At 73.5% G+C, this 24,187-nt stretch carries 20 protein-coding genes, 1 tRNA gene and 1 riboswitch; of the genes, 9 read left to right on the plus strand and 12 right to left on the minus strand.

Going from position 1 to position 24,187, the window contains the following annotated elements:
• Positions 1 to 106 precede the first annotated feature (106 nt).
• The 3 genes from AVW11_RS06925 (at position 107) to AVW11_RS06935 (ending at position 3,991) form a co-directional block, all read left to right on the plus strand.
• Positions 107 to 1,615, plus strand: coding sequence for an MFS transporter (locus AVW11_RS06925; RefSeq protein ID WP_030843154.1), 1,509 nt, complete (start codon positions 107 to 109; stop codon positions 1,613 to 1,615).
• Positions 1,616 to 1,620: 5 nt separating this feature from the next.
• Positions 1,621 to 2,247 (plus strand): DUF6629 family protein, encoded by a 627-nt coding sequence (locus AVW11_RS06930; protein ID WP_060178388.1) that lies wholly within the window; start codon positions 1,621 to 1,623, stop codon positions 2,245 to 2,247.
• Between the two features lie 91 nt (positions 2,248 to 2,338).
• On the plus strand, positions 2,339 to 3,991 hold the full coding sequence (locus AVW11_RS06935; RefSeq protein WP_060178389.1) for a GMC oxidoreductase: 1,653 nt from the start codon (positions 2,339 to 2,341) through the stop codon (positions 3,989 to 3,991).
• Between the two features lie 84 nt (positions 3,992 to 4,075).
• On the opposite strand, the gene AVW11_RS06940 is transcribed toward AVW11_RS06935, so the two are convergent.
• From AVW11_RS06940 to AVW11_RS06960, 6 genes are all read right to left on the minus strand, one after another.
• Positions 4,076 to 4,555 carry a carboxymuconolactone decarboxylase family protein gene (locus tag AVW11_RS06940; RefSeq protein WP_030664537.1) on the minus strand — a complete coding sequence of 160 codons (480 nt, stop codon included), beginning with the start codon at positions 4,553 to 4,555 and terminating at the stop codon, positions 4,076 to 4,078.
• Positions 4,552 to 5,634 carry an NAD(P)H-dependent amine dehydrogenase family protein gene (locus tag AVW11_RS06945; RefSeq protein WP_076043521.1) on the minus strand — a complete coding sequence of 361 codons (1,083 nt, stop codon included), beginning with the start codon at positions 5,632 to 5,634 and terminating at the stop codon, positions 4,552 to 4,554. Before AVW11_RS06945 ends, AVW11_RS06940 begins: the two co-directional genes overlap by 4 nt.
• Before the next feature lie 70 nt (positions 5,635 to 5,704).
• The gene (locus AVW11_RS37660; RefSeq protein ID WP_167389213.1) at positions 5,705 to 5,869 is read right to left on the minus strand and encodes a DUF6126 family protein; all 165 of its coding nucleotides are present in this window, start codon (positions 5,867 to 5,869) and stop codon (positions 5,705 to 5,707) included.
• 15 nt (positions 5,870 to 5,884) lie between these two features.
• Complete coding sequence (locus tag AVW11_RS06950) at positions 5,885 to 6,520, minus strand: helix-turn-helix domain-containing protein (protein ID WP_076043522.1); 636 nt, start codon at positions 6,518 to 6,520, stop codon at positions 5,885 to 5,887.
• A gap of 67 nt (positions 6,521 to 6,587) precedes the next feature.
• The gene (locus AVW11_RS06955) at positions 6,588 to 7,151 is read right to left on the minus strand and encodes an HPP family protein (protein WP_234362233.1); all 564 of its coding nucleotides are present in this window, start codon (positions 7,149 to 7,151) and stop codon (positions 6,588 to 6,590) included.
• A 383-nt stretch (positions 7,152 to 7,534) separates the two neighbouring features.
• Complete coding sequence (locus AVW11_RS06960) at positions 7,535 to 9,070, minus strand: ATP-dependent DNA ligase (protein WP_060178392.1); 1,536 nt, start codon at positions 9,068 to 9,070, stop codon at positions 7,535 to 7,537.
• Positions 9,071 to 9,244: 174 nt separating this feature from the next.
• Here AVW11_RS06960 and AVW11_RS06965 point away from each other — a divergent pair, with 174 nt between their 5' ends.
• A complete protein-coding gene (locus AVW11_RS06965) occupies positions 9,245 to 12,070 on the plus strand; it encodes an alpha/beta fold hydrolase (RefSeq protein ID WP_076043523.1) in 2,826 nt (941 codons plus the stop codon).
• A complete protein-coding gene (locus tag AVW11_RS06970) occupies positions 12,067 to 12,939 on the plus strand; it encodes an ABC transporter permease (RefSeq protein WP_030843178.1) in 873 nt (290 codons plus the stop codon). The genes AVW11_RS06965 and AVW11_RS06970 overlap by 4 nt, the downstream gene beginning before the upstream one ends.
• Before the next feature lie 95 nt (positions 12,940 to 13,034).
• Here AVW11_RS06970 and AVW11_RS06975 read toward each other — a convergent pair whose 3' ends face one another.
• Positions 13,035 to 13,985: an aldo/keto reductase gene (locus AVW11_RS06975; RefSeq protein WP_030843181.1), complete on the minus strand. Its 951-nt coding sequence runs from the start codon at positions 13,983 to 13,985 to the stop codon at positions 13,035 to 13,037.
• Between the two features lie 608 nt (positions 13,986 to 14,593).
• Between AVW11_RS06975 and AVW11_RS06980 the strand changes: the two genes are divergently transcribed.
• The 3 genes from AVW11_RS06980 to AVW11_RS06990 all read left to right on the plus strand — a co-directional run bounded on the left by AVW11_RS06980 (position 14,594) and on the right by AVW11_RS06990 (position 18,676).
• On the plus strand, positions 14,594 to 16,417 hold the full coding sequence (locus AVW11_RS06980) for a CocE/NonD family hydrolase (RefSeq protein WP_076043524.1): 1,824 nt from the start codon (positions 14,594 to 14,596) through the stop codon (positions 16,415 to 16,417).
• A gap of 93 nt (positions 16,418 to 16,510) precedes the next feature.
• Positions 16,511 to 18,139, plus strand: coding sequence for a N,N-dimethylformamidase beta subunit family domain-containing protein (locus AVW11_RS06985; RefSeq protein ID WP_060178395.1), 1,629 nt, complete (start codon positions 16,511 to 16,513; stop codon positions 18,137 to 18,139).
• Between the two features lie 132 nt (positions 18,140 to 18,271).
• On the plus strand, positions 18,272 to 18,676 hold the full coding sequence (locus AVW11_RS06990) for a VOC family protein (RefSeq protein ID WP_060178396.1): 405 nt from the start codon (positions 18,272 to 18,274) through the stop codon (positions 18,674 to 18,676).
• Here AVW11_RS06990 and AVW11_RS06995 read toward each other — a convergent pair.
• The 5 genes from AVW11_RS06995 to AVW11_RS07015 all read right to left on the minus strand — a co-directional run bounded on the left by AVW11_RS06995 (position 18,646) and on the right by AVW11_RS07015 (position 22,470).
• Complete coding sequence (locus AVW11_RS06995; RefSeq protein ID WP_076043525.1) at positions 18,646 to 19,455, minus strand: ABC transporter ATP-binding protein; 810 nt, start codon at positions 19,453 to 19,455, stop codon at positions 18,646 to 18,648. The genes AVW11_RS06990 and AVW11_RS06995 overlap by 31 nt on opposite strands.
• Complete coding sequence (locus AVW11_RS07000) at positions 19,452 to 20,480, minus strand: FecCD family ABC transporter permease (RefSeq protein WP_037832767.1); 1,029 nt, start codon at positions 20,478 to 20,480, stop codon at positions 19,452 to 19,454. Before AVW11_RS07000 ends, AVW11_RS06995 begins: the two co-directional genes overlap by 4 nt.
• Positions 20,477 to 21,469 carry an ABC transporter substrate-binding protein gene (locus AVW11_RS07005; RefSeq protein ID WP_060178398.1) on the minus strand — a complete coding sequence of 331 codons (993 nt, stop codon included), beginning with the start codon at positions 21,467 to 21,469 and terminating at the stop codon, positions 20,477 to 20,479. The genes AVW11_RS07000 and AVW11_RS07005 overlap by 4 nt, the downstream gene beginning before the upstream one ends.
• Before the next feature lie 42 nt (positions 21,470 to 21,511).
• Positions 21,512 to 21,649: riboswitch (cobalamin riboswitch) on the minus strand.
• Between the two features lie 146 nt (positions 21,650 to 21,795).
• Positions 21,796 to 21,872 (minus strand) — tRNA-Trp (locus AVW11_RS07010).
• Between the two features lie 70 nt (positions 21,873 to 21,942).
• The gene (locus AVW11_RS07015; RefSeq protein ID WP_060178399.1) at positions 21,943 to 22,470 is read right to left on the minus strand and encodes a hypothetical protein; all 528 of its coding nucleotides are present in this window, start codon (positions 22,468 to 22,470) and stop codon (positions 21,943 to 21,945) included.
• A 316-nt stretch (positions 22,471 to 22,786) separates the two neighbouring features.
• On the opposite strand from AVW11_RS07015, the gene AVW11_RS07020 reads away from it, so the two are divergent.
• Positions 22,787 to 24,124, plus strand: coding sequence for a glycoside hydrolase family 18 protein (locus AVW11_RS07020; protein ID WP_076043526.1), 1,338 nt, complete (start codon positions 22,787 to 22,789; stop codon positions 24,122 to 24,124).
• Positions 24,125 to 24,187 lie beyond the last annotated feature (63 nt).

Raw genomic sequence — 24,187 nt, forward strand, 5'->3', positions numbered from 1 at the left:
AGAGGGCCTTATGAGCCGTTCCCCGCCCCAGGACACGCCGTCGATCCGCGCAGCGCGCCGCCGCGCCCCGGTGGCCCTTCCGTGCCCGGCGGGCCAGCCTGAAGGCATGACCGTGCCCGCCGAGTCGCCTGACACGCCGCCCGGACCCGCCGTCCCGCTCGCCTCGGCGCGCGGCCGGTGGATCCTGCTGACCACGGTGCTCGGATCGACCATGGCCATGCTGGACGGGACCGTGGTGAACGTGGCACTGCCGCGCATCGGGGAGGATCTCGACGCCGACATGGCCGTGCTCCAGTGGACGGTGAACGCCTACCTGCTGACGCTGGCCGGACTGATCCTGGTGGGCGGCTCGCTGAGCGACCGCTTCGGGCGGCGCCGGATCTTCACACTCGGCGTGGTGTGGTTCGCCGTCGGCTCGCTGCTGTGCGGGATCGCGCCGAACGCCGGGGTGCTGATCGCCGCCCGGGCCCTGCAGGGCATCGGCGGGGCACTGCTGGCGCCGGGCTCCCTGGCCCTGATCCAGGCGTCGATCCGCGCCGAGGACCGGGGGCGGGCGATCGGCCTGTGGTCGGGTTTCGGCGGGGTGGGCGCGGCGGTGGGGCCGTTCCTCGGCGGCTGGCTGGTGGACGGGCCCGGCTGGCGGTGGGTCTTCCTGCTGAACGTTCCGCTGGCCGCGGTGTGCGTGCCGGTCGCCCTGCGATACGTACCGGAATCCAGGGATCCGCAGGCGCGCGGGCGGTTCGACGTGGTCGGCGCGGCACTCGGTGCGGGCGCCCTGGGGCTCGTCACCTACGCCCTGATCGAAGCCCGGTCCGGATCGGCGGCCGTGATCGTCGCGGCGCTGCTCGGGGTGCTGCTGGGCGCCGCCTTCGTGTATGTGGAGCGGCGCCGGGCCGACCCGATGGTGCCGCCGGACATCTTCGCGTCCCGGCTGTTCACCTCCGTCAACCTCGTCACCCTGTGCGTGTACGCGGCCATCGGGGGGTTCTTCTTCCTCGTCGTGCTCCAGCTCCAGGTGGTGTCCGGGTATTCGGCGCTGGCCGCGGGGGCCGCGATGCTGCCGACGACCCTGCTGATGCTCCTGCTGTCGGCGCGCTCGGGTGAGCTCGGGGAGCGGATCGGACCGCGCGTCCCGCTCACGGTGGGGCCGGTGCTGTGCGCGGTGGGGACGCTGCTGATGCTGCGGGTGGGGCCCGCGGCCTCGTACGTGCGGGACGTGCTGCCCGCGATGGTCGTGATGGGCATGGGCCTGGTGGCCCTGGTCGCGCCGCTGACGTCGACCGTGCTGGCCTCGGTGGATCCCGGCCGGGCGGGACTGGCCAGCGGCATCAACAACGCGGCGGCGCGCGCCGCCGGGCTGCTCGCGGTGGCGGCGCTGCCGCTGCTGTCCGGGATGGGGCCCGACGCGTACCGCTCGGCCGCGCAGTTCGACGCCGCGTTCGGGCGGGCCATGCTCTGGTGCACCGGGGCCTTCCTGGCCGGCGCCGCCGTGGCCTGGGCGACCGTGCGCTCCCCCGTGTCCCCGGCGTGCCATCCCCAGTGCCACACCTACTGCGCGGTGTCGGCACCACCGCTCGAACCCCGCGAGCGGGGCGACCGCGCGGCGCCGGACTGATCCCCGTGTGCTGGAGCGCGACGGCCGATCTGGCGGCCGGCACGGCCGTCGCCGCCGTCGGACTCGTCTGCGTGGCGCGCGTACGGCGGGCGCGCGACCTGCCGGTCGCGGCGCTGCCGCTGCTGCTGGGGGTGCACCAGTTGGTGGAGGCCGCGGTCTGGGACTCGGGCGGCGGCTGCTCCCCGGCCGCCACCGCCTGGGCCGTGATCGCCCTGCCCCTGCTGGCGGTGTGGGTCCCGGCCGGGGTGCTCCTCGCGGCCGCGCCCGGGGTGCGGCGCCGCCTCTGGGGGCCGGTGGCCGTCGGTCTCGCGACCGCCGCGGTCCTCGCGTACACCCTCGCGACGCGGCCGGTGACGGCGGAGATCCGGGGCCGCACCATCGGCTACGGCGTGAATGTTCCGTGGATGCCGCTGGTCCTGACGGGCTATCTGTTCGCCACGCTGGGCTCGCTGCTGCTGGCCGGGGACCGGCGGCTGCGGATCCTCGGCGTGGTCCTGGCGGCGGGGGCGCTGGCCTGCTCAGCGCTGTGGCGGCTGGAATTCGCCTCCACCTGGTGCGCCTTCGCCGCGGTCGCGTCACTGCTCGTCGTGGGCTGGGTCCGGGGCCGGGAACCGGCCGCCGGGGGCTCCTGATCGACCGAAAGTTACCTAGACGTATGTAGTGACTTCACACGCGGGCGGCAGTAGAACTCGTTCCCATTCCATCGAGAGTGAGGAACGTCACATGGGTGACAACACCCTGCCCGAAAGAGGCTCCAATGGAATTTCACGCCGCGGATTTCTGGGTGGAACAGGTTCCATAATTGGGGCACTGGCCCTGGCCGGTCACCTCACCCCCGCCCAGGCCGCCGCGGCCACGGCCGCCGCACCCGCACCGATCGCGGACGGCGCCCGCGTCCCGGTCCTCGTCATCGGCACCGGCTACGGCGGGTCGGTCGCGGCGCTGCGACTGGCGCAGGCCGGTGTGGACGTGCAGATGATCGAGATGGGCATGAACTGGGACACCCCGGGCCCGGACGGCAAGGTCTTCCCGAAGGTGACCAGCCCGGACTACCGCTCGTTCTGGCTCCGCACCCGGACCAAGGCCCCGCTCAGCAACTTCCTCGGCTTCCCCATCGACAAGGACGTCCCCAAGTACACCGGGATCCTGGACGCCGAGGACTTCGCCGGCATCACCGTCTACCAGGGCCGCGGCGTCGGCGGAGGCTCCCTGGTCAACGGCGGTATGGCGGTCACGCCCAAGCGGGCGAACTTCGCCTCCGTCCTCCCGTCGGTGGACGCCGACGAGATGTACGACACCTACTACCCTCGGGCCAACGCCGGACTCGGGGTCGGGATGGTCGACCCGGCCTGGTTCGACACCGCCGACTGCTACCAGTTCTCCCGCGTCGGCCGCAAGCACGCCCAGCGGTCCGGCTTCGCCTGGACCTTCGTACCCGACGTGTACGACTGGGACTACATGAAGCGGGAGGCCGCAGGCACCGCCACCAGGTCCGCCCTGGCCGGGGAGATCCTCTACGGCAACAACCACGGCAAGAAGTCGCTGGTGCAGACCTACCTCGCCCAGGCCAGGGCCACGGGCCGGGTCACCATCTCGCCGCTGCACAAGGTCACCTCGGTCTCCCCCGCCGCGGGCGGCGGCTACACGGTCGCCATCGACCAGATCGACACCACCGGGGACACCGTGGCCACCAAGACCGTCACCGCCGACCGGGTGTTCTTCGCGGCCGGCAGTGTCGGCACAGCCAAGCTTCTGGTCAAGCTGAAGGCGACCGGGGCGCTGGCGAACCTCAACGGCGAGGTGGGCAGGGGCTGGGGCGAGAACGGCAACGTCATGTGCGGCCGCGCCAACCACATGTGGGACCCGACCGGCAAGCTCCAGTCGACGATCCCCTGCTCCGGCATCGACAACTGGGACGCCGGCGGCGCCTTCGCCGAGGTCGCCCCGCTGCCCACCGGGATCGAGACCTACGCCTCCTTCTACCTGTCGATCACGAAGAACCCCCACCGCGCCGAGTTCACCTGGAACGCCGCGACGGGCAGGGCGGACCTGAGCTGGCAGACGGCCTGGAAGCAGCCCTCCATCAGCATGGCGAAGACCATCTTCGACAAGATCAACTCCAGGGAGGGGACCATCTACCGGACCGACCTGTTCGGCGGCAACAAGATCTGGCACGACACCCTCACCTACCACCCGCTCGGCGGCGCCGTCCTCGACCGGGCGACCGACAACTACGGCCGTCTGCACGGCTACACCGGCCTGTACGTGATCGACGGCGCGCTGATCCCCGGAAACGCCAGCGTGAACCCGTTCGTCACCATCACCGCGCTCGCCGAGCGCAACATCGAGAAGATCATCGCGACAGACCTCCCGTAGGGCCGCGTCCTCCCCCCAGCGGCCGGGGCCGTTCGGATGTCGCCGAACGGCCCCTTCTCCCTGCCCGGCGCGCCCGGGCCCCGCTCAGTGGCCTGGCAGCACGCACACGCTGTCGAGGCCCAGCACGTGGTTGAGCCGCCCGAACGCCAGCCAGGACCCGATGCTCATGGTGAGCTCCACGATCTCCAGCTGGCTGTAGTGCGCTGTCATCCGGTCCCAGAACTCCTCGTCGAGACCGTGGTGGTCGAGGGTGTACCGCTCGGCGTACTCCGCCGCCAGCCGGGTGCGTTCGTCGAACGCGTCGGTCGTGCGCCACTCGGTGACCGCGTCCGCGAACTCCTCCTCGACCTTCTGGCCGTCCCGCTCGGTGCGCCAGTCGAGGCAGAAGACGCACCCGTTGATCTGCGCGACGCGCAGCCGGGCGGCCTCGAACTCGCGCAGCCCCAGGGTGGTGTGGGCGTACACCGACAGCGAGAAGTTCGCGGCGGCCATACCGATCCCGGGCACCATGTCGCCCCACACGTACTCGATCGGGTGCTGGCCTTCGGGGATGTCGATCCTCATGACGGTTTCCTTCCGAGTCTGCCGATGGCGGGGCGCAGGGGGACGTCGAGGGCGTCGTAGAGTCCCGGCTCCGCCGCGGTGAGCCAGTCGATGGCGCCGACGAGGCGGCCGACGGCGGTGGCGTTGCCGCCCGCGGAGCGGTTCTCGCCCTCGTCGGTGGCCTCGACGGTGACCTCGATGCGGGGGCGGCCCTCGATGACGACGCGGTGCGCGCCGTCGCCGCCGTCCGGCGGGACCGGCCAGTCCGGGGCGCACGAGGGGTGGATGCGGGTGACGTGCTCGATGACGATGCGGGGTTCGCCGCCGACGACGCCCTGCACCTCGAAGCGGATCGCGCCCTGGGTGCCCGCCGCGAAGGTGCCCATACTGCGGGTGGTCACGGTGGTGGCGAGGGCGCGGCGCTCGGACGTCTCGCGGATCTCGTCGAGCTCGACGCCGAGCGCCCGGGCCACCATCCGTATCTGGCCGCCCCAGACCATCGTCGGGATCGAGGGCATGAGCATCATCGGCTGGAAGTCCATGGGCTGGCCCATGCCGACGAGGTTGCGGACGGAGTCCGGCTGGTCGTAGGTGGAGTAGTCGAAGATCTCCTGGCAGCGGATGGCGTCGATGGTGGTGCCGAGGCCGCTGAGCAGGAGCGGGAGTACGTCGTTGCCCCAGCCGGGGTCGACGCCGGAGGCGAAGAGCGAGCCGCCGCCCTCCGCGATCGCCGCCAGTACCGGGTCGCGGAACTCGGGCGGGGCGCTGCGGTGGTCGTAGAGCGGGTAGAGGGCCGGGCTGACGACGACCGCTCCCGCCCGGATCGCGCGGGTGATGTCGGCGAGCGCCTCGTCGGGGCGGACGTCCCCGGACGCGGCGTACACCACCGCCCGCGGACGGCCGGCGAGCACGGCTTCGGTGTCGTCGGTGGCCTCGACGCCCAACAGGTGGTCGAGTCCGCCGAGTTCGCCCGCGTCACGGCCGACCTTGGCTGGATTGTGGACGATGACTGCGCGCAGTTCGAGCGCTGGATGGGCCGCGACGGCGCGGATGGCCAGACGGCCGACGTTGCCGGTACCCCAGACAACCGTGGGAATCATGCGCGGAGGGTAGCCACCGCCCCCGCACCTTTCCATAGCCGCGCGGCCCGAACTCGCGCGTTGCGGGCGGTTACTGGTTCTGGCCGCCCAGGACGAAGAGGAGGTAGACGAAGAAGGCGAAGAGGTGGCCCACGAAGAGGTAGGCGATCAGCCGGATGATCAGGCCGCGCGGGAACTTGGCCTCGAAGCGGGCGCGGACGCCGGCGGGCTTGTCCGCGGGGGACACGGGGGTCATGGGTGGGCTCCTCGCCTATCGGTGGTGCGTGGTGGTCGCGGCCCCGCCGAGGCACAGCCCGGCGAGGCTGCTCTGGAGCAGCGTGTGGACGAACAGCAGGTCGGCGCCGCCGGTGGAGGCGGCGCCGATCCGGTGCGGGGTGAGGGAGTCGAAGTGGGCGCTGTCCCCCGGCTCCAGCAGGTACTCGGCCTCGCCCAGGTGCAGGCGCAGCCGCCCCTGGAGGACGTACAGCCATTCCTCGCCGGGGTGGACGCGGACCAGTTCGTCCGGGCCGCGGCCGTGCGGCACGTGGACGCGCAGCGCCTGCATCCCGCGGCCCGCGCCGCCCGCCTGCCAGTACGTCCAGCCGTCGGCCTCGCGGGCGCCGGGACCGCCTGCCCGTACGATGGGATCGGCCACGGCGGAGGTCTCCCCGAGCAGCTCGGAGACCGTCGTACCGTAGGTGCGGGCGAGCCCCAGCAGGAGCGGCAGCGAGGGCTGGCGCCGACCGGTCTCCAGGCGGGACAGGTGGGCGGGCGAGAGCCGGGCCCGCGCGGCGGCGGCCTCCAGGGTCAGGCCGGCCCGGCGGCGCAGCTCGCGCAGCTGCGGCGCCACGGCGGGCAGCTCGTCGGCCGGGCCGGCGGAGCGGTCGGGGGCGGGACCGGGGTTCATGCCCCGATTGAGCCAGACCCTTGCCTTCCTGGCAAACCTACTTGCCTCTGAGGCAAACCGCGGCCGGCTACCACCACCGGACGGGGTACCGGGGCGCCGACCGGTGCAGGCGGGAGGCGACGAGGCCGCCCAGGACGAGGACCACCGTGGCACAGAACAGCAGCGGGACGAACCGCGCGGGGGCCGGGCCCTGGAACACGACGACGACGGCGGTGGCGCAGGCGGGCGAGTGCGGGGTCCGGGTGAGGCTCGTGGCGGCGAAGGTCAGCCCCGCGGCCAGGGCCGCGCTCCAAGGGCTGCTCGGCGCCGCCGCGAGGACCGCGTAGCCGGCCGCGGCGCCGAGGAGATGGGCGACGACGACGGTCCGCGGCTGGGCCGTCGGCAGGGTCGGGGTGTGGTGGAGGACGGCGGCGCTCGCGGCCAGGGACGGTATGAGGACCGGTTCGCCGATGAGCGCGCCGATGGCGGCGATGGCGAGGAGGGCGGCGACGACGGCACCGCAGCCGGGCACGACCGCGGCAGCGGCGGCCCGGGCCCGTCGCAGGCGTCCGGGCCCCTTCGGTGGCGCTGCGCCGCAGGGCGCCGCCGGGCCGGGTGACGGCCGGCGGGTCAGCACGGAGTCAAGGTCCACGATGGCGGCTCCTGGCACGGCGGGGCACGGACACGGCGGCACGGTCGAGCGGGTGACGGGGCGGGCCCGTCGTGGACGTGCCGTCCGTCAGGGCCCCGGCACGTGAGCAGCCACCTTGGCCCGCTCGTCTACGGCCGCCCTATGACGCCTCGATGACGCGTCCGACCGGGATCCGGCCCGCACCGCAGATGCCCGCCTCCCACCCCGCCCGCCCGGTGGGCGCAGGTGCCGAAACCCGCCCGAAGGCGCGGGGTTGCCGGAACCCGCCCGGGGACGCCGGAGAGCCGGAACCCGCCGGGGGGCGGGGTGCCGGAGCCCGGGCGGGGGTGCGGGGTGCCGGAGCCCGGGCGGGGGGCCTGGGTTGGGTGGGGCGGGCTGCGCCCTTAGGGGGCGTGGCGGCGACCCAGTACGGTCTCGACCGTGTCGGCCTGCTCCGCCGCCTTGTCCGGGCGGTAGCGCAGCACCCGCGCGAAGCGCAGGGCCACTCCGGCCGGGTAGCGCGGTGAGCGCTGCAGTCCGTCGTAGGCGATCTCCACCACCAGTTCGGGGCGCACCCGCACGGTGAAACCGTCGTCCGAGGTGGCGAGCGCCCGCAGTGCCCCGGTCTGCCAGCGCAGCATCTCGTCCGTGAGGCCCTTGAACGTCTTGCCGAGCATGGCGTACGTGCCGTCTGCGGCCCGCGCCCCCAGGTGCAGGTTCGACAGGAGTCCGGTGCGCCGCCCGTGGCCCCATTCGGCGGCGAGCACGACCAGGTCCAGGGTGTGCACCGGTTTCACCTTGAGCCAGTTCCTGCCGCGTCGGCCGGCCGCGTACGCCGAGTCCAGGGCCTTGACGACCACGCCCTCGTGGCCGCGGCGCAGGGTCTCGGCCCAGAAGTCGACGGCCTCGGCCTCCTGGGCCGCCGGGTCGCGCACCTCCAGGCGGCGGACCCGCGCGTCCTCGGGCACGAGGGTGGCGAGGGCCTCGTACCGCTCGCGGACCGGGAGGTCCAGAAGGACGTCGCCGCCGACGGCCAGGACGTCGAAGAAGTAGGGGACGACCGGCAGCGTCCGCCGGGCGGCGGCCACGTCCACCCGGGAGCCGACCCGGCTCGCGATCTCCTGGAAGGGCACGGGGCGGCCGTCCGCGGCCCGGCCGATGACCTCCCCGTCGAGGATGAACCGCTCCCCCGGCAGCGACCTGGCCAGTTCGGCGACCTCGGGCAGCCGCCCGGTGATCTCGTCGAGGGAGCGCGTGTAGACCCCCACGTCGTCCCCGTCGCGGTGGACCTGCACGCGGATCCCGTCGAGCTTCTCCTCCACCGCACACGGGCCGAGCGCTGCCAGCGCCGCGGCGACCGATCCGGCGGTGCCCGCCAGCATCGGCTGTACGGGCCGCCCCACCCGCAGGGTCACGGCGCGCAGCGCCTCGGCGCCGTCGGCGAGCACCGCCCCGGCGACCCTGGCCAGGGAGCCGTCCAGCATCACCGCCCGCCGCAGCTCGGCGGCGGGCACGGCGGCGGCCGCGGCCACGCCCTCCAGGGCGACCGCGTCGAGCGCGCCCTGGCGCACCTCGCCCGACAGCAGGCTGCGCAGGAAGGCCTGCTCCTCCTCGGTGGCGGCGCCGAGGAGGCCTGCGACGAGGGCGCTGCGCCGGGCGGCGGACCCGGCGCCGGCCTCCTGGGCGAGGGCGCTCACGGCCGCGTCGACGTCGCGGACGGTGAGGGTGGGTTCCGCTGCCGGTGGGGCCTCCTGGGCCAGGGTGCGCCAGCCGATGCCGGGCCGGCCCTGCGGGAGGCGTCCGGAGAGGTAGGCGATGACCAGCCCGGCCTCCTCCGGCGGGGCGGCGGCGAAGAGCTCCGCGAGCAGCGCGGTCTTGCGGGATCGGGCGGAAGTGGCGGCGACTTCCCTGGACACGCGAGCGACCTCGGCCAGCAGCATGCGGCCATCCTCCCGCCCGGTGGTGCGGTGTGCAGGTCGGACGGGCGGGTGCGGCGGCTGGGAGCTGCGTACCGCAGGTGCGGTACGCGCCGCCGGCGGACTACTCCCTGAGAAGGTCGCCGGTTCCGCCTGTGGGTGCTCGGAGGCCGGGTACCGGCCGTTTAGGGTGCGCGTATGAAGCTCCGAATGCCCCGGCGCCGCCGAGACCGCCTGCTCGCGGGCGCCGCCGCACTGGCCGTCGTGGCGGGTGCCGGTACGTGGACGGCCGCGTCCGCGTCCGGCGACGCGCCCGCCGTGCACCGCCAGGACCAGGTCCTGAAGATGCCGGGTGCCGATATCGACACCTCCTACTTCCTCGCCGGCGGCGGGGAGGACGGCGGGGCGAAACGCCCGGCGGTCCTCCTCGGGCACGGTTTCGGCGGCAGCAAGGACGACGTCCGCGAACAGGCCGAGCGGCTGGCCCGCGACGGCTACGCCGTCATGACCTGGTCGGCGCGCGGCTTCGGCCGCTCCGGCGGCCGGATCGGGCTGAACGACCCCGAGCACGAGGTCAAGGACGTCTCCCGGCTCGTCGACTGGCTCGCGGCCCGGCCCGAGGTACGGCTCGACGCGGACGGCGACCCGCGCGTCGGAGTGTCCGGCGCCTCCTACGGCGGGGCCGTCTCGCTGCTGGCCGCCGGTCACGACCGGCGCGTGGACGCGATCGCCCCGGAGATCACCTACTGGAACCTGGCGGACTCCCTCTTCCCGGGCGGCGTCTTCAAGAAGCTGTGGTCCGGCATCTTCTTCACGACCGGCTCGGCCGACGGGATGCAGCAGGCGGGGACGGCGCCGCAGGACGCCGGGGCCGGACGGCCCCAGGACGCGGGTGCGGGTGCGGGTACCGGTGCGGGCGCGAACGGGACCGGGACCGCGACCGGGTCCGCGCCCGGTTCCGGTCCGCAGGACGGCGCCCCGGCCGGTCCCGGCTGCGGGAGGTTCACCCCCGAGCTGTGCGCGATGTACGAACGCGTCGCCGTGGCCGGGAAGCCCGACGCCGAGGCCCGCGCCCTGCTGGAACGGCGCAGTCCGTCGGCGGTCGCCGACCGGATCAAGGTGCCGGCCCTGATCGTGCAGGGCCAGGACGACTCCCTCTTCCCGCTGGACCAGGCCGACGCCATGGCCGCGGCCATCGCGGCGAACGGCGCACCCGTGGCGGTGGACTGGGCGGCCGGCGGACACGACGGCGGAATGCGCGAGGCGGACCGGGTGCAGGCCCGCGTGGCCGCCTGGTTCGACCGCCACCTCAAGGGCGACGGGAGCGCGGACACCGGCCCGGCGTTCCGGGTCTCGCGCTCCGGCGGTATCGACTCCACCGACGGCGAGGTGATACTGCGCGGCGCGAGCGGCGACCGCTACCCGGGGCTGGCTTCCGGCCCGCGGGACTTCGCCCTGACCGGACGGGAGCAGACCTTCACCAACCCGGCGGGCGGCGCGCCCCCCGCGCTGTCCTCCCTGCCCGGCATCGGCGGACAGCTCGCCTCCTTCGGGGCCGGTCTGTCGCTGGACTTCCCCGGGCAGAACGCCCGCTTCGAGTCGGCGCCGATGGACGCGGACCTGCAGATCACCGGAACCCCGACCGTCACCCTGAAGGTGAGGTCGACGGCCGCGGACGGTTCGGCCGTGCTGTTCGGCAAGGTGTACGACGTGGGGCCCGACGGACGGCAGCAGGTGCTGCCCTCCCAGCTGGTCGCCCCGCTGCGGGTGGAGAACGCGCAGCAGGGTGCGACCGTACGGCTGAGGCTGCCCGCGATCGACCACTCCGTCGCGGCCGGACACCGGCTGCGGCTGGTGGTCGCCGCCACGGACCTCGGCTACGCGACCCCCGCCGCGACGGCCGCCTACACGGTCTCGGTGGAGGGCCCCCTGGCCGTGCCGGCGGCCCCCGGGGTGCGGACCGCCGCCGCGGGAATGCCCGCGTGGACCTGGGGGCTGCCGCTGGGTGCGCTGGCGCTGGCCGCGGCACTGCTCGGATTCCGCCGGACCGGCGGCGGCGGCGCGGGCGGGGCACGGGCGGGCGTACCGCAGCCGGACCCGGCGCTGGCCGACGTACCGCTGCAGATCACGGGCCTGGCGAAGCGGTACGCGAAGGCGCAGGACCGGTACGCGGTACGGGACCTGTCGTTCCGGGTGGAGAAGGGGCAGGTGCTGGGGCTGCTCGGGCCCAACGGGGCCGGGAAGACCACCACGCTGCGCATGCTGATGGGGCTGATCTCGCCGGACGCCGGGGAGATCCGGGTGTTCGGGCACGCGGTGCGGGCCGGGGCGCCGGTCCTGTCGCGGGTCGGGGCCTTCGTGGAGGGCGCGGGCTTCCTGCCGCACCTGACCGGCCGCGCCAATCTGGAGCTGTACTGGCAGGCCACCGGCCGCCCGGCAGAGGACTCGCACATGGCGGAGGCCCTGGAGATCGCGGGGCTCGGCGACGCGCTGGAGCGGGCGGTGCGCACGTACTCGCAGGGCATGCGGCAGCGCCTCGCGATCGCTCAGGCGATGCTCGGGATGCCGGACCTGCTGATCCTGGACGAGCCGACGAACGGTCTGGACCCGCCGCAGATCCGCGAGATGCGGGACGTGATGATCCGCTACGCGGCCGGCGGGCGGACGGTCATCGTCTCCAGCCACCTTCTGTCGGAGGTCGAGCAGTCCTGCACGCACCTGGTGGTCATGGACCGCGGGCAGCGGGTGGCGGCGGGCGAGGTCGCCGAGATCACCGGCGGCGGGGACACCCTGCTGGTGACCCTGGCCGAGCCGGTGGACGAGGTGGCCGTCGAGAAGGTGGCGGCGCTGGAGGGCGTGGGTTCGGTGGTGGCCGCCGACGACGGGCTGCTCGTACGGCTCGACGGCGCGACGGCCGCCGGGCTGATCGCCGAACTCGTGCGGCTGGAGGTGCCGGTGACCGGAGTGGGGCCGCACCGCAGACTCGAGGACGCGTTCCTCACCCTGATCGGAGGTGCGGCGTGAGTACGGCGACGACGGCGCGGGAGGTGGCTCCGGGCTACCGGGCGAGCCGCACGCTGCCGCTGCGCGTGGAGGCGCTGCGGCAGTGGCGCCGGCGGCGGACGCTGGTGATGGGCGGGGTGCTGGCCGCACTGCCCTTCATCATGATCATCGCGTTCGCGGTGGGCGGCGGCCCGGAGGACCGGCGCGGCGGCGGCAACCGGATCACCCTGATCGACACGGCCACGGCGTCGGGTGCGAACTTCGCCGCGACCTGCCTGTTCGTGTCGGCCGGTTTTCTGCTGGTGGTGCCGGTGGCGCTGTTCTGCGGGGACACGGTGGCCTCGGAGGCGAGCTGGTCCTCGCTGCGCTATCTGCTGGCGTCGCCGGTGCCGCGGGCGCGGCTGCTGTGGAGCAAGCTGGTGGTCGCGTTGGGTTTCAGCCTGGCGGCGATCGTGCTGCTGCCGGTGGTGGCGCTGGCCGCGGGCACGGCCGCGTACGGGTGGGGGCCGCTGAAGCTCCCGGCGGGCGGCGCGCTGCCGGCCGCGGACACGGTGCCGCGGCTCGCGCTGGCGGTGGCCTTCGTCTTCGTGTCGCAGCTGGTGACGGCGGGCCTGGCCTTCTGGCTGTCCACGCGGACGGACGCACCGCTGGGCGCGGTGGGGGGCGCGGTCGGGCTGACGATCGTCGGGAACGTACTGGACGCGGTGACGGCGCTGGGCTCGTGGCGCGACTTCCTTCCGGCGCACTGGCAGTTCGCGTGGGCTGACGCCCTGCAGCCCCAGCTGGAGTGGGGCGGGATGGCCAAGGGGGCGGTGGTGTCGGTGTCGTACGCGCTGGTGCTGTTCGCCCTCGCCTTCCGCGGATTCTCCCGCAAGGACATCGTGTCCTGAGCTTCGGCGGCGAGCCGCCGGGCGCCGGACGACGGGCGCCGCACGCCCCGCGGGGCGTGCGGCGCCCGTCGGCGTCACAGCTCGGCGTCACAGCACTAGGCGGCGACGCCAGGGGCGATCGCGTCGATCTCGGCGAGCAGCTCCGCGTCGAGCGGGCGTTCACCGGCGGCCGCGTTCGCACGTACCTGCTCGGGAGAGGTCGCACCGGCGATGACGGAGGCGCAGCCGGGCCGGGCGGAGAGCCAGCCGATGGCCAGTTCGAGGACGGTGCGGTCGTGCTTCTCGGCGATCGCGGCCAGCGCCTCGACCACGTCGAGGCGCTCCTCGGTGAGGTAGGCGTCCCTGCCTTCGAGGCGGGAGCCGGCCGGCACGGGTGCGCCTCGGCGGATCTTGCCGGTCAGCAGGCCGTTGGCGAGAGGGAAGTACGGCAGTACGCCGACGCCGTAGTGCAGGGCCGCCGGGACCAGCTCGCGCTCGGCGGACCGCTCCAGCAGCGACCACTCGTTCTGCGCGGACACGAAGGGGACGGAGCCGGTCTCGCGGGCGACGTGGGCGGCTTCGGCGAGCTGCCAGCCGGTGAAGTTGGAGTGGCCGATGTAGCGGACCTTGCCCTCGGCGACGAGCTCCGTGAGCGCGGCCAGCGTCTCGGCGACGGGAGTGGCCGGGTCGGGGCTGTGCAGCTGGAGCAGGTCGATGTGGTCGGTTTCGAGGCGGCGCAGGGACTCCTCGACGGCGCGCCGGATGTAGGCGCGGCCGCCGCGGGATCCGGCGGCGGGGCCGTACCCCATGTCGACGCCGTCGTAGCCGAACTTGGTGGCGAGGACGACCTGGTCGCGGCGGCCCTTCAGGGCCTGCCCGAGGTGCCGTTCGGAGCCGCCCGCGCCGCCGTAGATGTCGGCGGTGTCGAGGAGGGTGACGCCCGCGTCCAGGGCGGCGTCGACGACGGCGCGGGTGGCCCGGGCGTCGAGTCGCCCGCCGAAGTTGTTGCAGCCGAGGCCGACGGCGGACACCTGCAGACCGGAACTGCCCAGGGGGAGATGGCGCATGCGTTTTCGTTCCTCCGACTCGCCGGGTGGGTGATCAACGGATCGTCAGTCTAGGACGCTGGGCCAGGCGGGTGGGCCGTGTGCACCGGAGGGGGGACGACCCGCGGGCGGCCGCGGTCCGGGTGGTCGCGCGAGGGAAGGCCGGGGACCCGGGACGGTCCGGTTCGAGGACGCCGATCTCGTTCTCGCCCGTCCCGCCGCAGTCCGAGACGATCCGGTGGGGGGCGGCCCGCGCGCCGGAACCCGTCCTGGTCGTCGGTCAGCATGCGCTGCCGCCGAAAAACGACAAGGGACCAGCCTAGAACGCCCGAGCGGGGTGTCCGCCACCCCTCTCCCCCGTTCTGCGGCGCGACTGCGGCCGAATCGAGTCGATCACTACGGGCGCCTTGAGGACCGCATACGTACACCCCTCGGCGCATCTTGACCGTTTTCCGCATCCCGGAAGCTCCGGATGCGTTCAAACCGTCTGCACGAGTGAATCGCACACGCTGCCACCAAGAGAGCAGATGTCCTGATATGTGCTACGGGACGTCCTGTCGGGACTAGAACGGGTGCCCCCCACGGCACCGACCGGTCCGTACGGTCGGAGACTTCGAGAGGACGGCTTCGTGAGCCACTCGCAGGACGACAACCCGATCACCCCCGTCACCGCGGCCCAGTTGAACCGGATTTCCGGCCAGGGCATCTACACCTCGGCCACGTCCGTGGACCCCGACGCGGTCAACGTCGCCGAGGCCCTGGTCGCCACACTGGACGGGACGGCCGAGACTGCGCTGCTCACCCCCGAGCTCCAGCGGCTGACCGACGAGGTCCGGCAGAAGGCGGCCTTCGGCTTCCCCCGCATCACCGCCGACGACGGCGTGCGGCTCTCCGCGCACACCATCAAGCTCAACACCACGGAGCCCCGGCCGCTGGTGATCGTGCCCTCGGGCTGGACGCCCTTCGGGTGGATCCTGTTCGAGTACGCCTACCTCCAGCTGGCGCTGCGGGGCTACCACGTACTGGCGTACACCCCCCGCGGCATCGGCCTCACCTTCCCCGGCCCGGACGGCTCCTTCATCGACGCGCCCTGGACCTCCGGCGGCACGATCGACGTGGGCGGCCCGTCGGACTGGGCCGACGGATCCACCGTCATCGACTACGCCCAGCAGCACTTCGCCCCGAGCCGGATCGCCTTCCTCGGCGAGTCCTACGGCTCCGGGATCAGCCAGCTGGTGGCGGCGCACGACCCGGCGGCACGCGTGGACGCGGTCGTGGCCCTCAGCACCTGGGGCGACCTGGCCGACAGCCTCTACCAGAACGACACCCGGCACCTGAAGGCGGTGCAGGCCCTCATCGACTTCACCGGCGGCCCGGTCGAGCGGAAGTTCGACCCCGCCACCCGGCAGATCCTCGACGACTTCCTGGCCGGCCGGAACCTCGACGCCGTCGTGGCGTGGGGCAAGGAGCGGTCCCCGTCCTCGTACGCCGAGCTGACCAACGCCCGCGGCGTCCCCACCTTCATCTCCAACACCTGGCACGAAACGCTGTTCCCGGCCAACCAGGCCATCGCGCACTTCGAGCAGCTGACCGTGCCCAAGCGGCTCAACCTCTGGATCGGCGACCACGCCGCGCCGGAGGGCGCCGGCCTCAGCATCCCGTTCAGCGGACCCAACCTCCCCGTCGAGGAGGCGTTCGCCTGGCTCGACCACCACCTGCTCGGCGCCGACAACGGCGTACCCGGCTGGAAGCCGGTGAGCAGCCAGATCATGTTCACGTACACGACCGAGCCCGACCCCGAATCCGGCCAGCAGGTCATCACCGAGCCGGCCGTCCGCGAAGCGGCCACGTCCTGGGCGGAGGTCACCACCTCCACCGAATCCTGGTATCTCACCGCCTCCTCCACGGACCGCCGTGACGGCGGCCTCGGCAGCGCGCCGGAGACGGGCTGGAAGCGGGAGTTCACCGCCGGCCAGATCACGGCCGCCACCGCCGTGGACGCCATCATCACGACGGGGCAGGCGGAGTGGAAGGGCAACCCGAAGCCCTATCCCACGGGCACCTTCGACCGCCGGCACCTCGCCGTGTGGACCAGCGGCCCGCTCCAGGCGGGCCGCCGCATCCGCGGTGTCCCCCGGCTCACCCTGACGGTCCGCAGCTCCGCGACGGCCGCGACTCTGGTGGCCTACCTGTTCGACGTCGCCCCCGACGACACGGCCCGCATCATCACGCACGAGCCGTTCACCCTGCGGGAGCTCTCCCCCGGCGAGGACCGCCGGGCCACCTGGGAGCTCCAGGCCGCCGGCTACGACCTCGCCCCCAACCACCGGCTCATGCTCGTGGTGAACAGCAGGGACCAGCTCTACTCCGACGCGGGCGACGGCGCCGCCGCCGGCATCACCTTCACGGCCGCCGAGGACACCTCCGCCCGCCTGGTCCTGCCCCTGGGGTAGTCCCGCGAGGCGGGGCACGCGACCCGCGCCCGGCTTTCCGCCACCCCCCAGGGCGGTGGAAACCGGGCGCGCAGGGTGGCATAGCGTGCCCTCATGGATCAGGAGCACATAGCCGGCCCGTCCGGGGGCGGCGAGGGCGCGGGCAGGCGGCGGTTCCTCGCGATGGCCACGGGCGCCGCGACGGCCGCGGGACTCGGGGCCGCGGCCGGCTGCGCGGGCGGGGACGGGAGCGGCAACCTCCGCGCCGGCGAGAAGGCGGGGTCCCCGGCCCCGGACGGCAAGCCGCCGGCAGGAGGGCCGCCCGGCCTCGACGTGAAGGCCGAGAACGCCCGCCCGGGCAACGCCGACTGGGCCGTGGCTCAGGCCGGCCCGCCTCGCGCCGTCGAGGGCTTCGCCGACAGGGTCAGCGTGCTGCCCGGCGAGTCCTTCGGGCTGTACGTGTCGACGACCGCACCCCGCTTCACCGTCTCCGCCTACCGGATGGGCTGGTACGGCGGCGCCCGCGCCCGGCTGGTGTGGCGTTCGCAGGCCCTGCCCGGGGTGCGGCAGCCCGAACACACGGTGGACTCCGACACCCGCATGGTCCGCACCCGGTGGGCCCGCACCGCCACCGTCGAGACGAAGGACTGGCCGGAGGGGAGCTATTTGCTGCGCCTGGACGCGCAGGGCGGCGAGGGCGGCCAGCGTTTCGTACCGGTCACCGTCCGGTCGGCGGCGACGGCCGGGCGTACGGTCGTGGTCAACGCCGTCGCCACCTGGCAGGCGTACAACCGGTGGGGCGGCTACGGCAGTTACGACGGACCCAGCGGCGGCTACGCCACGCGTTCCCTCGCCGTGTCCTTCGACCGGCCGTACGAGTACGACGACGGCGCGGGCCTGTTCCTGGTGTACGAGGCCCCGCTGATCGCGCTGGCGGAGCGGCTCGGCATACCCCTCGCCTACGCGACCACCACCGACGTGGCGCGGGAGAAGCGGCTGCTGGAGGGAGCCTCGGCGGTGCTCTCGCTCGGGCACGACGAGTACTGGTCCCCGGAGCAGCGCGCCCACGTCACGGCCGCCCGCGACGCCGGCACCAACCTCGCGATCCTCGGTGCGAACTGCTGCTTCCGCCGGATCCGGCTGGAGCCCTCCGAGCTGGGGCCGGACCGCACACTGGTCTGCTACAAGTCCTCCTACGGCCAGGACCCGGGCTTCAAGCGGGGCCATCCCGCGACGGTGGACTTCCGCTCGGCTCCCGGCGCGGACCCGGAGAGCTCCCTGCTCGGTGTGATCTACGACGGCTATCCGGTGGACGCCCCCTACGTGGTGGCCCACCCCGGCCACTGGCTGTTCGAGGGCACCGGCGCGAAGGCGGGCGACCGCTTCGAGCACCTGGTCGGCGTGGAGTACGACAAGGTCAACACCGGTTTCGCGACGCCCCGGCCGATCGAGATTCTGGCCCACTCCCCCGTGGTGTGCGACGGCCGCCCCAGCCACCAGGACACGGCGTACTACACGGTGCCGAGCGGGGCGGGCGTCTTCGCGACGGGCACGATGCGCTGGGTGGAGGCCCTGGACGCGACGGGCGACGGACGCAGCGGGCGCAACCACGGCCTGGACGCCCGCTCCGGGGCGCTGACGACGCGCGTGACGGAGAATCTGCTGCGGGTCTTCGCGGCCGGCCCGGCCGGGCGCTCCCATCCGGCGCAGGACAACGTCAAGGCGGTGTACGGGGGTTCGTGATCGGGTGACGGTGGAATCGGCTTGGCTCCGTCCGGCGACATGTCTAGGATCGTGATCACGGCATCGCGTGTCGGTCACCGACCGGGTGAGGCATGGAGGTGCCCGTGATGTGCCTTCCGGAGGCATTCACCCATGTCCGTACAGCTCAACCACACCATCATCCACTCCCGTGACAACCGGGAGTCCGCCGAGTTCCTGGCGAACATCCTCGGTCTCGAAGTCGGGACCGAGTGGGGGCCGTTCATCCCCGTCGACACCGCCAACGGCGTCACCCTGGACTTCGCGACCATCCCGGCCGGGTCCATCACTGCGCAGCACTACGCCTTCCTCATCTCCGAGGAGGAGTTCGACGCGGCGTTCGAGAAGATCCGCTCGGCCGGCGTGCCGTACTTCGCCGACCCGCACGGCAGGTTCCCGGGCGAGATCAACCACAACGACGGGGGCCGCGGCGTGTACTTCACGGACCCCGCCGGGCACGGGATGGAGATCATCACCCGCCCGTACGGCTACCAGGAGCCCGCCGACACGGGCAGGTAGACGACGTGGGGCGAGCCCGTGTCGGGGTGCACCTCGACCCGGGCCCGCACCCCGTACACCTCGGCCAGCAGGTCCTCGGTGAGCACCTCCCGCGGCGTCCCCGAGGCCGCGACCCGGCCGCCCGCGAGGACGTACAGGCGGTCGCAGAAGGCGGCCGCGAGGTTCAGGTCGTGCAGGACGAGCAGGCCGGTGGCCGGCAGGGCCCGGACCAGGCCGAGGATCTCCAACTGGTAGCGGATGTCCAGGTGGTTGGTCGGCTCGTCGAGTGCGAGCAGCCCCGGGTCCTGGACGAGCACCCGGGCCACCAGGACGCGCTGCCGCTCGCCCCCGGACAGCTCGTCGAAGCGGCGGGCGGCGAAGGCGGCCGCCCCCACGGTCTCCAGGGCGTCGGCGACACGCCGTACGTCGTCCGGGCCGTCCTGTTCCCAGAAGCGCTTGTGCGGGCTGCGGCCCATGGCGACGACCTCGCGGACGGTCAACCCGAGGGTGCCGCCCGCGTCCTGCGGCACCACCGCCACACGCCGCGCCCGTTCCTTGACGGTGAGCGCGGCCGCGTCCGCGCCGTCGAGCAGCACCCGGCCGGCGGTCGCCCGCAGGGCGCCGTGGACGCAGCGCAGCAGGGTGGTCTTGCCGCTGCCGTTGGGGCCGACGACCCCCACCGTCTCCCCGGGCCGTGCGGTGAGGTCGATCCCGTGGAGCAGGGTGTGGCCGTCCGTCGCGTAGCGCACGGCCTCGACGGCCAATTCCACCGGCCGGGCCGGTGCGGTCCCGTACGTCATCCGGTCACCCCTTCGGTGCGGCTGGAGCGGCGCAGCATCCAGAGGAAGAACGGCCCGCCCACGAGCGCGGTGACCACACCCACCGGTATCTCCTGGGGGGCCGCGGCCGTACGGGCGACCAGGTCGGCCAGGATCAGGAACACCGCCCCGCCCAGCGCGGCGACGGGCAGCAGTGCCCGGTGCCCGGCGCCCACGACCATGCGGGCGGCGTGCGGGACCATCAGCCCGACGAAGCCGATGGCCCCGCTGCACGCGACGAGCACACCGATGACGAGGGAGGTCAGGACGAACACGGCGGCGCGGAAGCGTCCGGTGTCCAGGCCCAGGGTGTGCGCGCCCTCCTCCCCGGTGAGGAGCAGGTCGAGCGGCCGGGCGAGGGTGAGGAGCAGCGCACCGCCGAGGGCCAGCGCGACGGCGGGCAGCGCCAGTTCGTCCCAGCGTGCCCCGCCGAGGCCGCCGAGGGTCCAGAACAGCACGGAGCGGATCTGGTCGGGGTGTGCGGCGAGCACGAGGACGAGGCTGGTGAGGGCGGACAGGATGTACTGGACGGCCACACCGGCCAGGATCAGCCGGCCGGTGGTCATGGTGCCGCCGCGCCGGGCCATCGCGTAGACGGCGACGAGCGCGGCCATGGAGCCGGCGAAGGCGGCCAGCGGCACGCCCAGGCCGAATCCTGCCGCGGCCGCGCCGAAGACGATCACGAGGACGGCGCCGGCGGAGGCCCCGGAGGAGGCGCCGAGGAGGAACGGGTCGGCGAGCTGGTTGCGTACGAGGGCCTGGAGGACGGTGCCCGCCACGGCGAGCCCCGCTCCGACGACGGCGCCGAGGAGGATCCGCGGCATCCGCACGTCCCACACGATGGAGGCGAAGGCGCCGGTGGGCCGGTTCCCCGACAGGCCGCCGACGACGATGTCGAGCACACGGCCGGGGGCGATCCGTACGGGCCCCAGCGCCAGGCCCGCGATCGCCGAGACGGCGAGCGCGGCGGCGAGGACGACGAGGACCGCCCCGGTGCGCAGCCTCACGCGGGGTTGGGGTGGAGCTGGCTGCCCAGCGCTTCCACCGCGTCCGCCACGCGGACGCCGAGGACGGCGGAGGAGAGGGGCAGCACGACGAACCGCCGGTTCTTCACGGCGGGGACCTCGGCGAGGGCCGGGTCGTTGAGCAGGCGCTGCTTCTTGGCCTCGACGGTGGTGCCGCCGTAGTCGTAGATGAGGACGACCTCGGGCTTTCGCTCGATGACCTTCTCCCAGGCGACGTCGCCGAAGGTGTCCTCGAGGTCGGCGAAGACGTTGGTGCCGCCGGCGAGGGAGATGATCTCGTTGCCCACGCCGTTGCCTCCGGAGGTGGAGGCGGTGGCCTCGCCGGAGTCGTACGCGAACACGGTCGGCCGGGGCCGGTCCTTGACGCGGGCGGTCACCGCGTCGATGCGGCGCTGCTCGTCCTCGATGAGCTGCGCGCCGCGATCGGGTACCCCGAAGGTCCGCGCGACTTCGGTGATCTCCGTCTTGAGCTGGTCGAGGCCGACCTTCCCCTGGGTGCAGTACTCCACGTTGAGGCGGGAGTTGATGCCGGATGCGGCAAGGCCCTCGCGGTCGCGGCCCTGCGCCTTGTCGAAGGCGCTGGCGTAGCCGCCGTAGACGAAGTCCGGGTCGGCGCCGAGCAGGATCTCCTTGGAGGGGTACTCCTCGGCCAGCACCTTGATCTTGTCGTAGGCGGGCTTGTAGGCGGGCAGTACGGCGTCGTCGAGGTAGGCCGTGCCGGCGATCCGGTCGCCCAGGCCGAGAGCGAGCATGAGCTCGGTGGCGTGCTGGTTCATGGTGACCGCCCGCCGGGGCGGGGCCTGGTAGGTGTTGCTCACACCGCAGTTGGTGAGGGTGTACGGGAAGCCGGGCGCTGCGGCGTCATCCGCAGCACGGTCCTGCCCGCCGCCGGGTGAGCCGGCGCAGGCGGTGAGGGATATCAGGAGTGTGACGGGGGTGAGCGCGCGCAGGGCGGCACGGGAACGCGACATGGCGTGGCCTCTCCGGGGGATCCGCGTCCCCTGGTCGACGTGAAGGAGCAGAGGCGGTGCGTCAGTGTCTGACTCCCGGTGTCCCTGGGGGACGACCGGTCACAGTGGCGGGACCGCACCGGAATCGCACCGGTTTCCTGTCCTGCACCGCCTGGTCGTGCGCCCCCAGTCTGCCAGAACGCCCACGTCGGCCGGGGCGGGGGCCTGTCACGGCCGTGGGGGCGGCTCGGGTACGTCGGCGCGTTCACGCGGTAGAGCCCCGCCGAACCGTCGGCGGGGCTCACACCCTTCTCCCAGCGAGGAGAGCCTGTCGGCTCTCGGCCTCATGGCAGGGGCGGCAGGATTCGAACCTGCGGCCTACGGTTTTGGAGACCGTTGCTCTGACCAGCTGAGCTACACCCCTTCGGCGAGACCAACCATGGCACGGCCGGGCCCGGCGATCCAGTGAATTCCCGTCGCGTCGCGGGACGGGATCAGCGGCAGAGCGCCATGATCATGTCGTCGAAGCCGGGGAACTCCTCGGCCGCCAGCTCGACCACGGCGCCGGCCGTGCGCCGCGCGTCCGGGGCGAAGCGGTCGGCGACGGCCGACAGGGCCTCGTCCGGGCGCGAGGTCAGGTCGGCCCCGTACGGCGCGGCCGCCTCGTACGGGCCGCAGCCGTCGGCCAGCAGCCACAGGAAGTCGCCCAGATCGCGCGCCACGACTCCCGTCTCGCCCTCGGACCCGAGGAAGACCACGGGCTGTTCGGCGAGCGGCCGGCCGGGGCGGGCCAGCCAGAACGCCGCGTACCCGCCGGAGCCGTCCTGGCCGAAGACGCGGAAGGCGTCGCCGTCCAGGTCGTTGTTGCCCGTCCACGCCCTGAACCAGTCGTCGGTGTCCTCGGCGGACAGGAAGGCCTCGAAGGGCTCGAAGTCGACCCCGTCGCCGCCCGCGTGGTCGAAGGGGACCGCCAGGGCGGCGGCGAGCGCGGCGGGGAACTGTCGATCGTCGTTGAGCGTCACTCGCACACACTAACGGGGCGACGCCCGCAGGTCGGGCCGGGGCCGGAAGGAAGCCGCCACGGAAGGCGCCGGAGCCGGCCCGGTGCGGCCGGGCCGGTGCGGTCGGGCCGGTGCGGTCGGGCCGGTGCGGTCGGCCCGGTGCGGTCGGGCCGGGCCTGAAGGGACAGGACGACCGCCCCGCCCGCCCGTTCGGCGCCCGCGCACCGGTCTGCCGAGTTTCGGCCACCCCCTTGACCACCCTGGTCCAGACCAATAGTTTCCGGCATGCACCGCCGCACGCGCTCACGCCCACCCCTCGCATCCGCAAAGGAAGCCCATGCGCCGCAGCATGCTCGGCAGACTGGCCGTCGCCGCCTGTTCCCTCTCCCTGCTGACCGCCTTCGCCCCCGCCGCCGGTGCGGACGGGGGCGCCTCCGCGGCGGGCCCGGGATCCGGTCGCGCGTACAAGAAGGTCGGCTACTTCACGCAATGGGGCGTCTACGGCCGGGACTTCCAGGTCCAGGACCTCGATGCGAACGGTTCCGCCGGCAAGCTCACCCACATCAACTACGCCTTCGGCAACGTCAGCGCGGAGGGCAGGTGCTTCACCGGGAACGTCCCCGGCGAGGCCGACGCCTGGGCCGACTACGCCCGCCCGCTCGACGCCGCGAACTCCGTCGACGGGGTCGCCGACACCTGGGACCAGCCGCTCGCCGGCAACTTCAACCAGCTGCGCGAGCTCAAGGCCAAGCACCCCGGTCTCAAGGTGCTGATCTCGCTGGGCGGCTGGAGCTGGTCCACCCACTTCTCCGACGCCGCGCTCACCCCGGCCTCCCGCAAGGCCTTCGTCGAGTCCTGCATCGACCTGTACATCAAGGGCACCCTCCCCCAGGACGGCACGCGCGGCGGAGCCGGAGCCGCCGCCGGCGTGTTCGACGGGATCGACCTCGACTGGGAGTGGCCCGGTTCCGCGGGCGACACCGACACGAAGTACCGGCCCGAGGACAAGCGCAACTTCACCGAGCTCGTCAGGGAGTTCCGCACCCAGCTCGACGCGTACGCCCGGAGCCAGAAGAGGGCCAAGTACGAGCTGACCGCCTTCGTGCCGACCGCCCCGGCCAAGATCGACGCGGGCTTCGACGTCCGCCGCATCATGCGCGACCTGGACTTCGTCAACCTCCAGGGCTACGACTTCCACGTCTCCGGCGAACCGAGGACCGCGCAGCAGTCCGCCCTGTACGCACGCGGCGACTTCAGCGTCCACGGCACCGTGGAGGCCTGGCAGCGGCGCGGCGCGCCCGCGCACAAGCTCGTGATGGGCATGCCGTTCTACGGGCAGGGCTGGACCGGCGTCAGCGGCGGCGGGGACGGTCTGGGTCAGCCCGCCACCGGGCCGGCCCCGGCGACCTGGGCCGCCGGGTACGAGGACTACAAGGCGCTGAAGAAGCTGGCCGAATCGGGTGCGTACCAGGTCCACCGCGACCGGCGCGGCGGGCACGCCTGGCTCTTCGACGGCACCACCCTGTGGACGTACGACGATCCCCAGGTGCTGCGCGCCAAGACCGGCTACATCCGCGAACACGGCCTGGGCGGCGCGATGTTCTGGTCGCTCGACGCGGACACCGCCGACGGCGAGCTGATGACGGCCGTCGACCGGGGCCTGCGCGGCCGCTGACGGGCCCTGCGCGGCCGCTGACCGGCGCCGCCGGGCCGTGGACCTGCGTCCGGCCCGGCGGTG

Source organism: Streptomyces amritsarensis, assembly GCF_001953875.1.
GTDB classification, from domain to species: Bacteria; Actinomycetota; Actinomycetes; order Streptomycetales; family Streptomycetaceae; genus Streptomyces; species Streptomyces amritsarensis.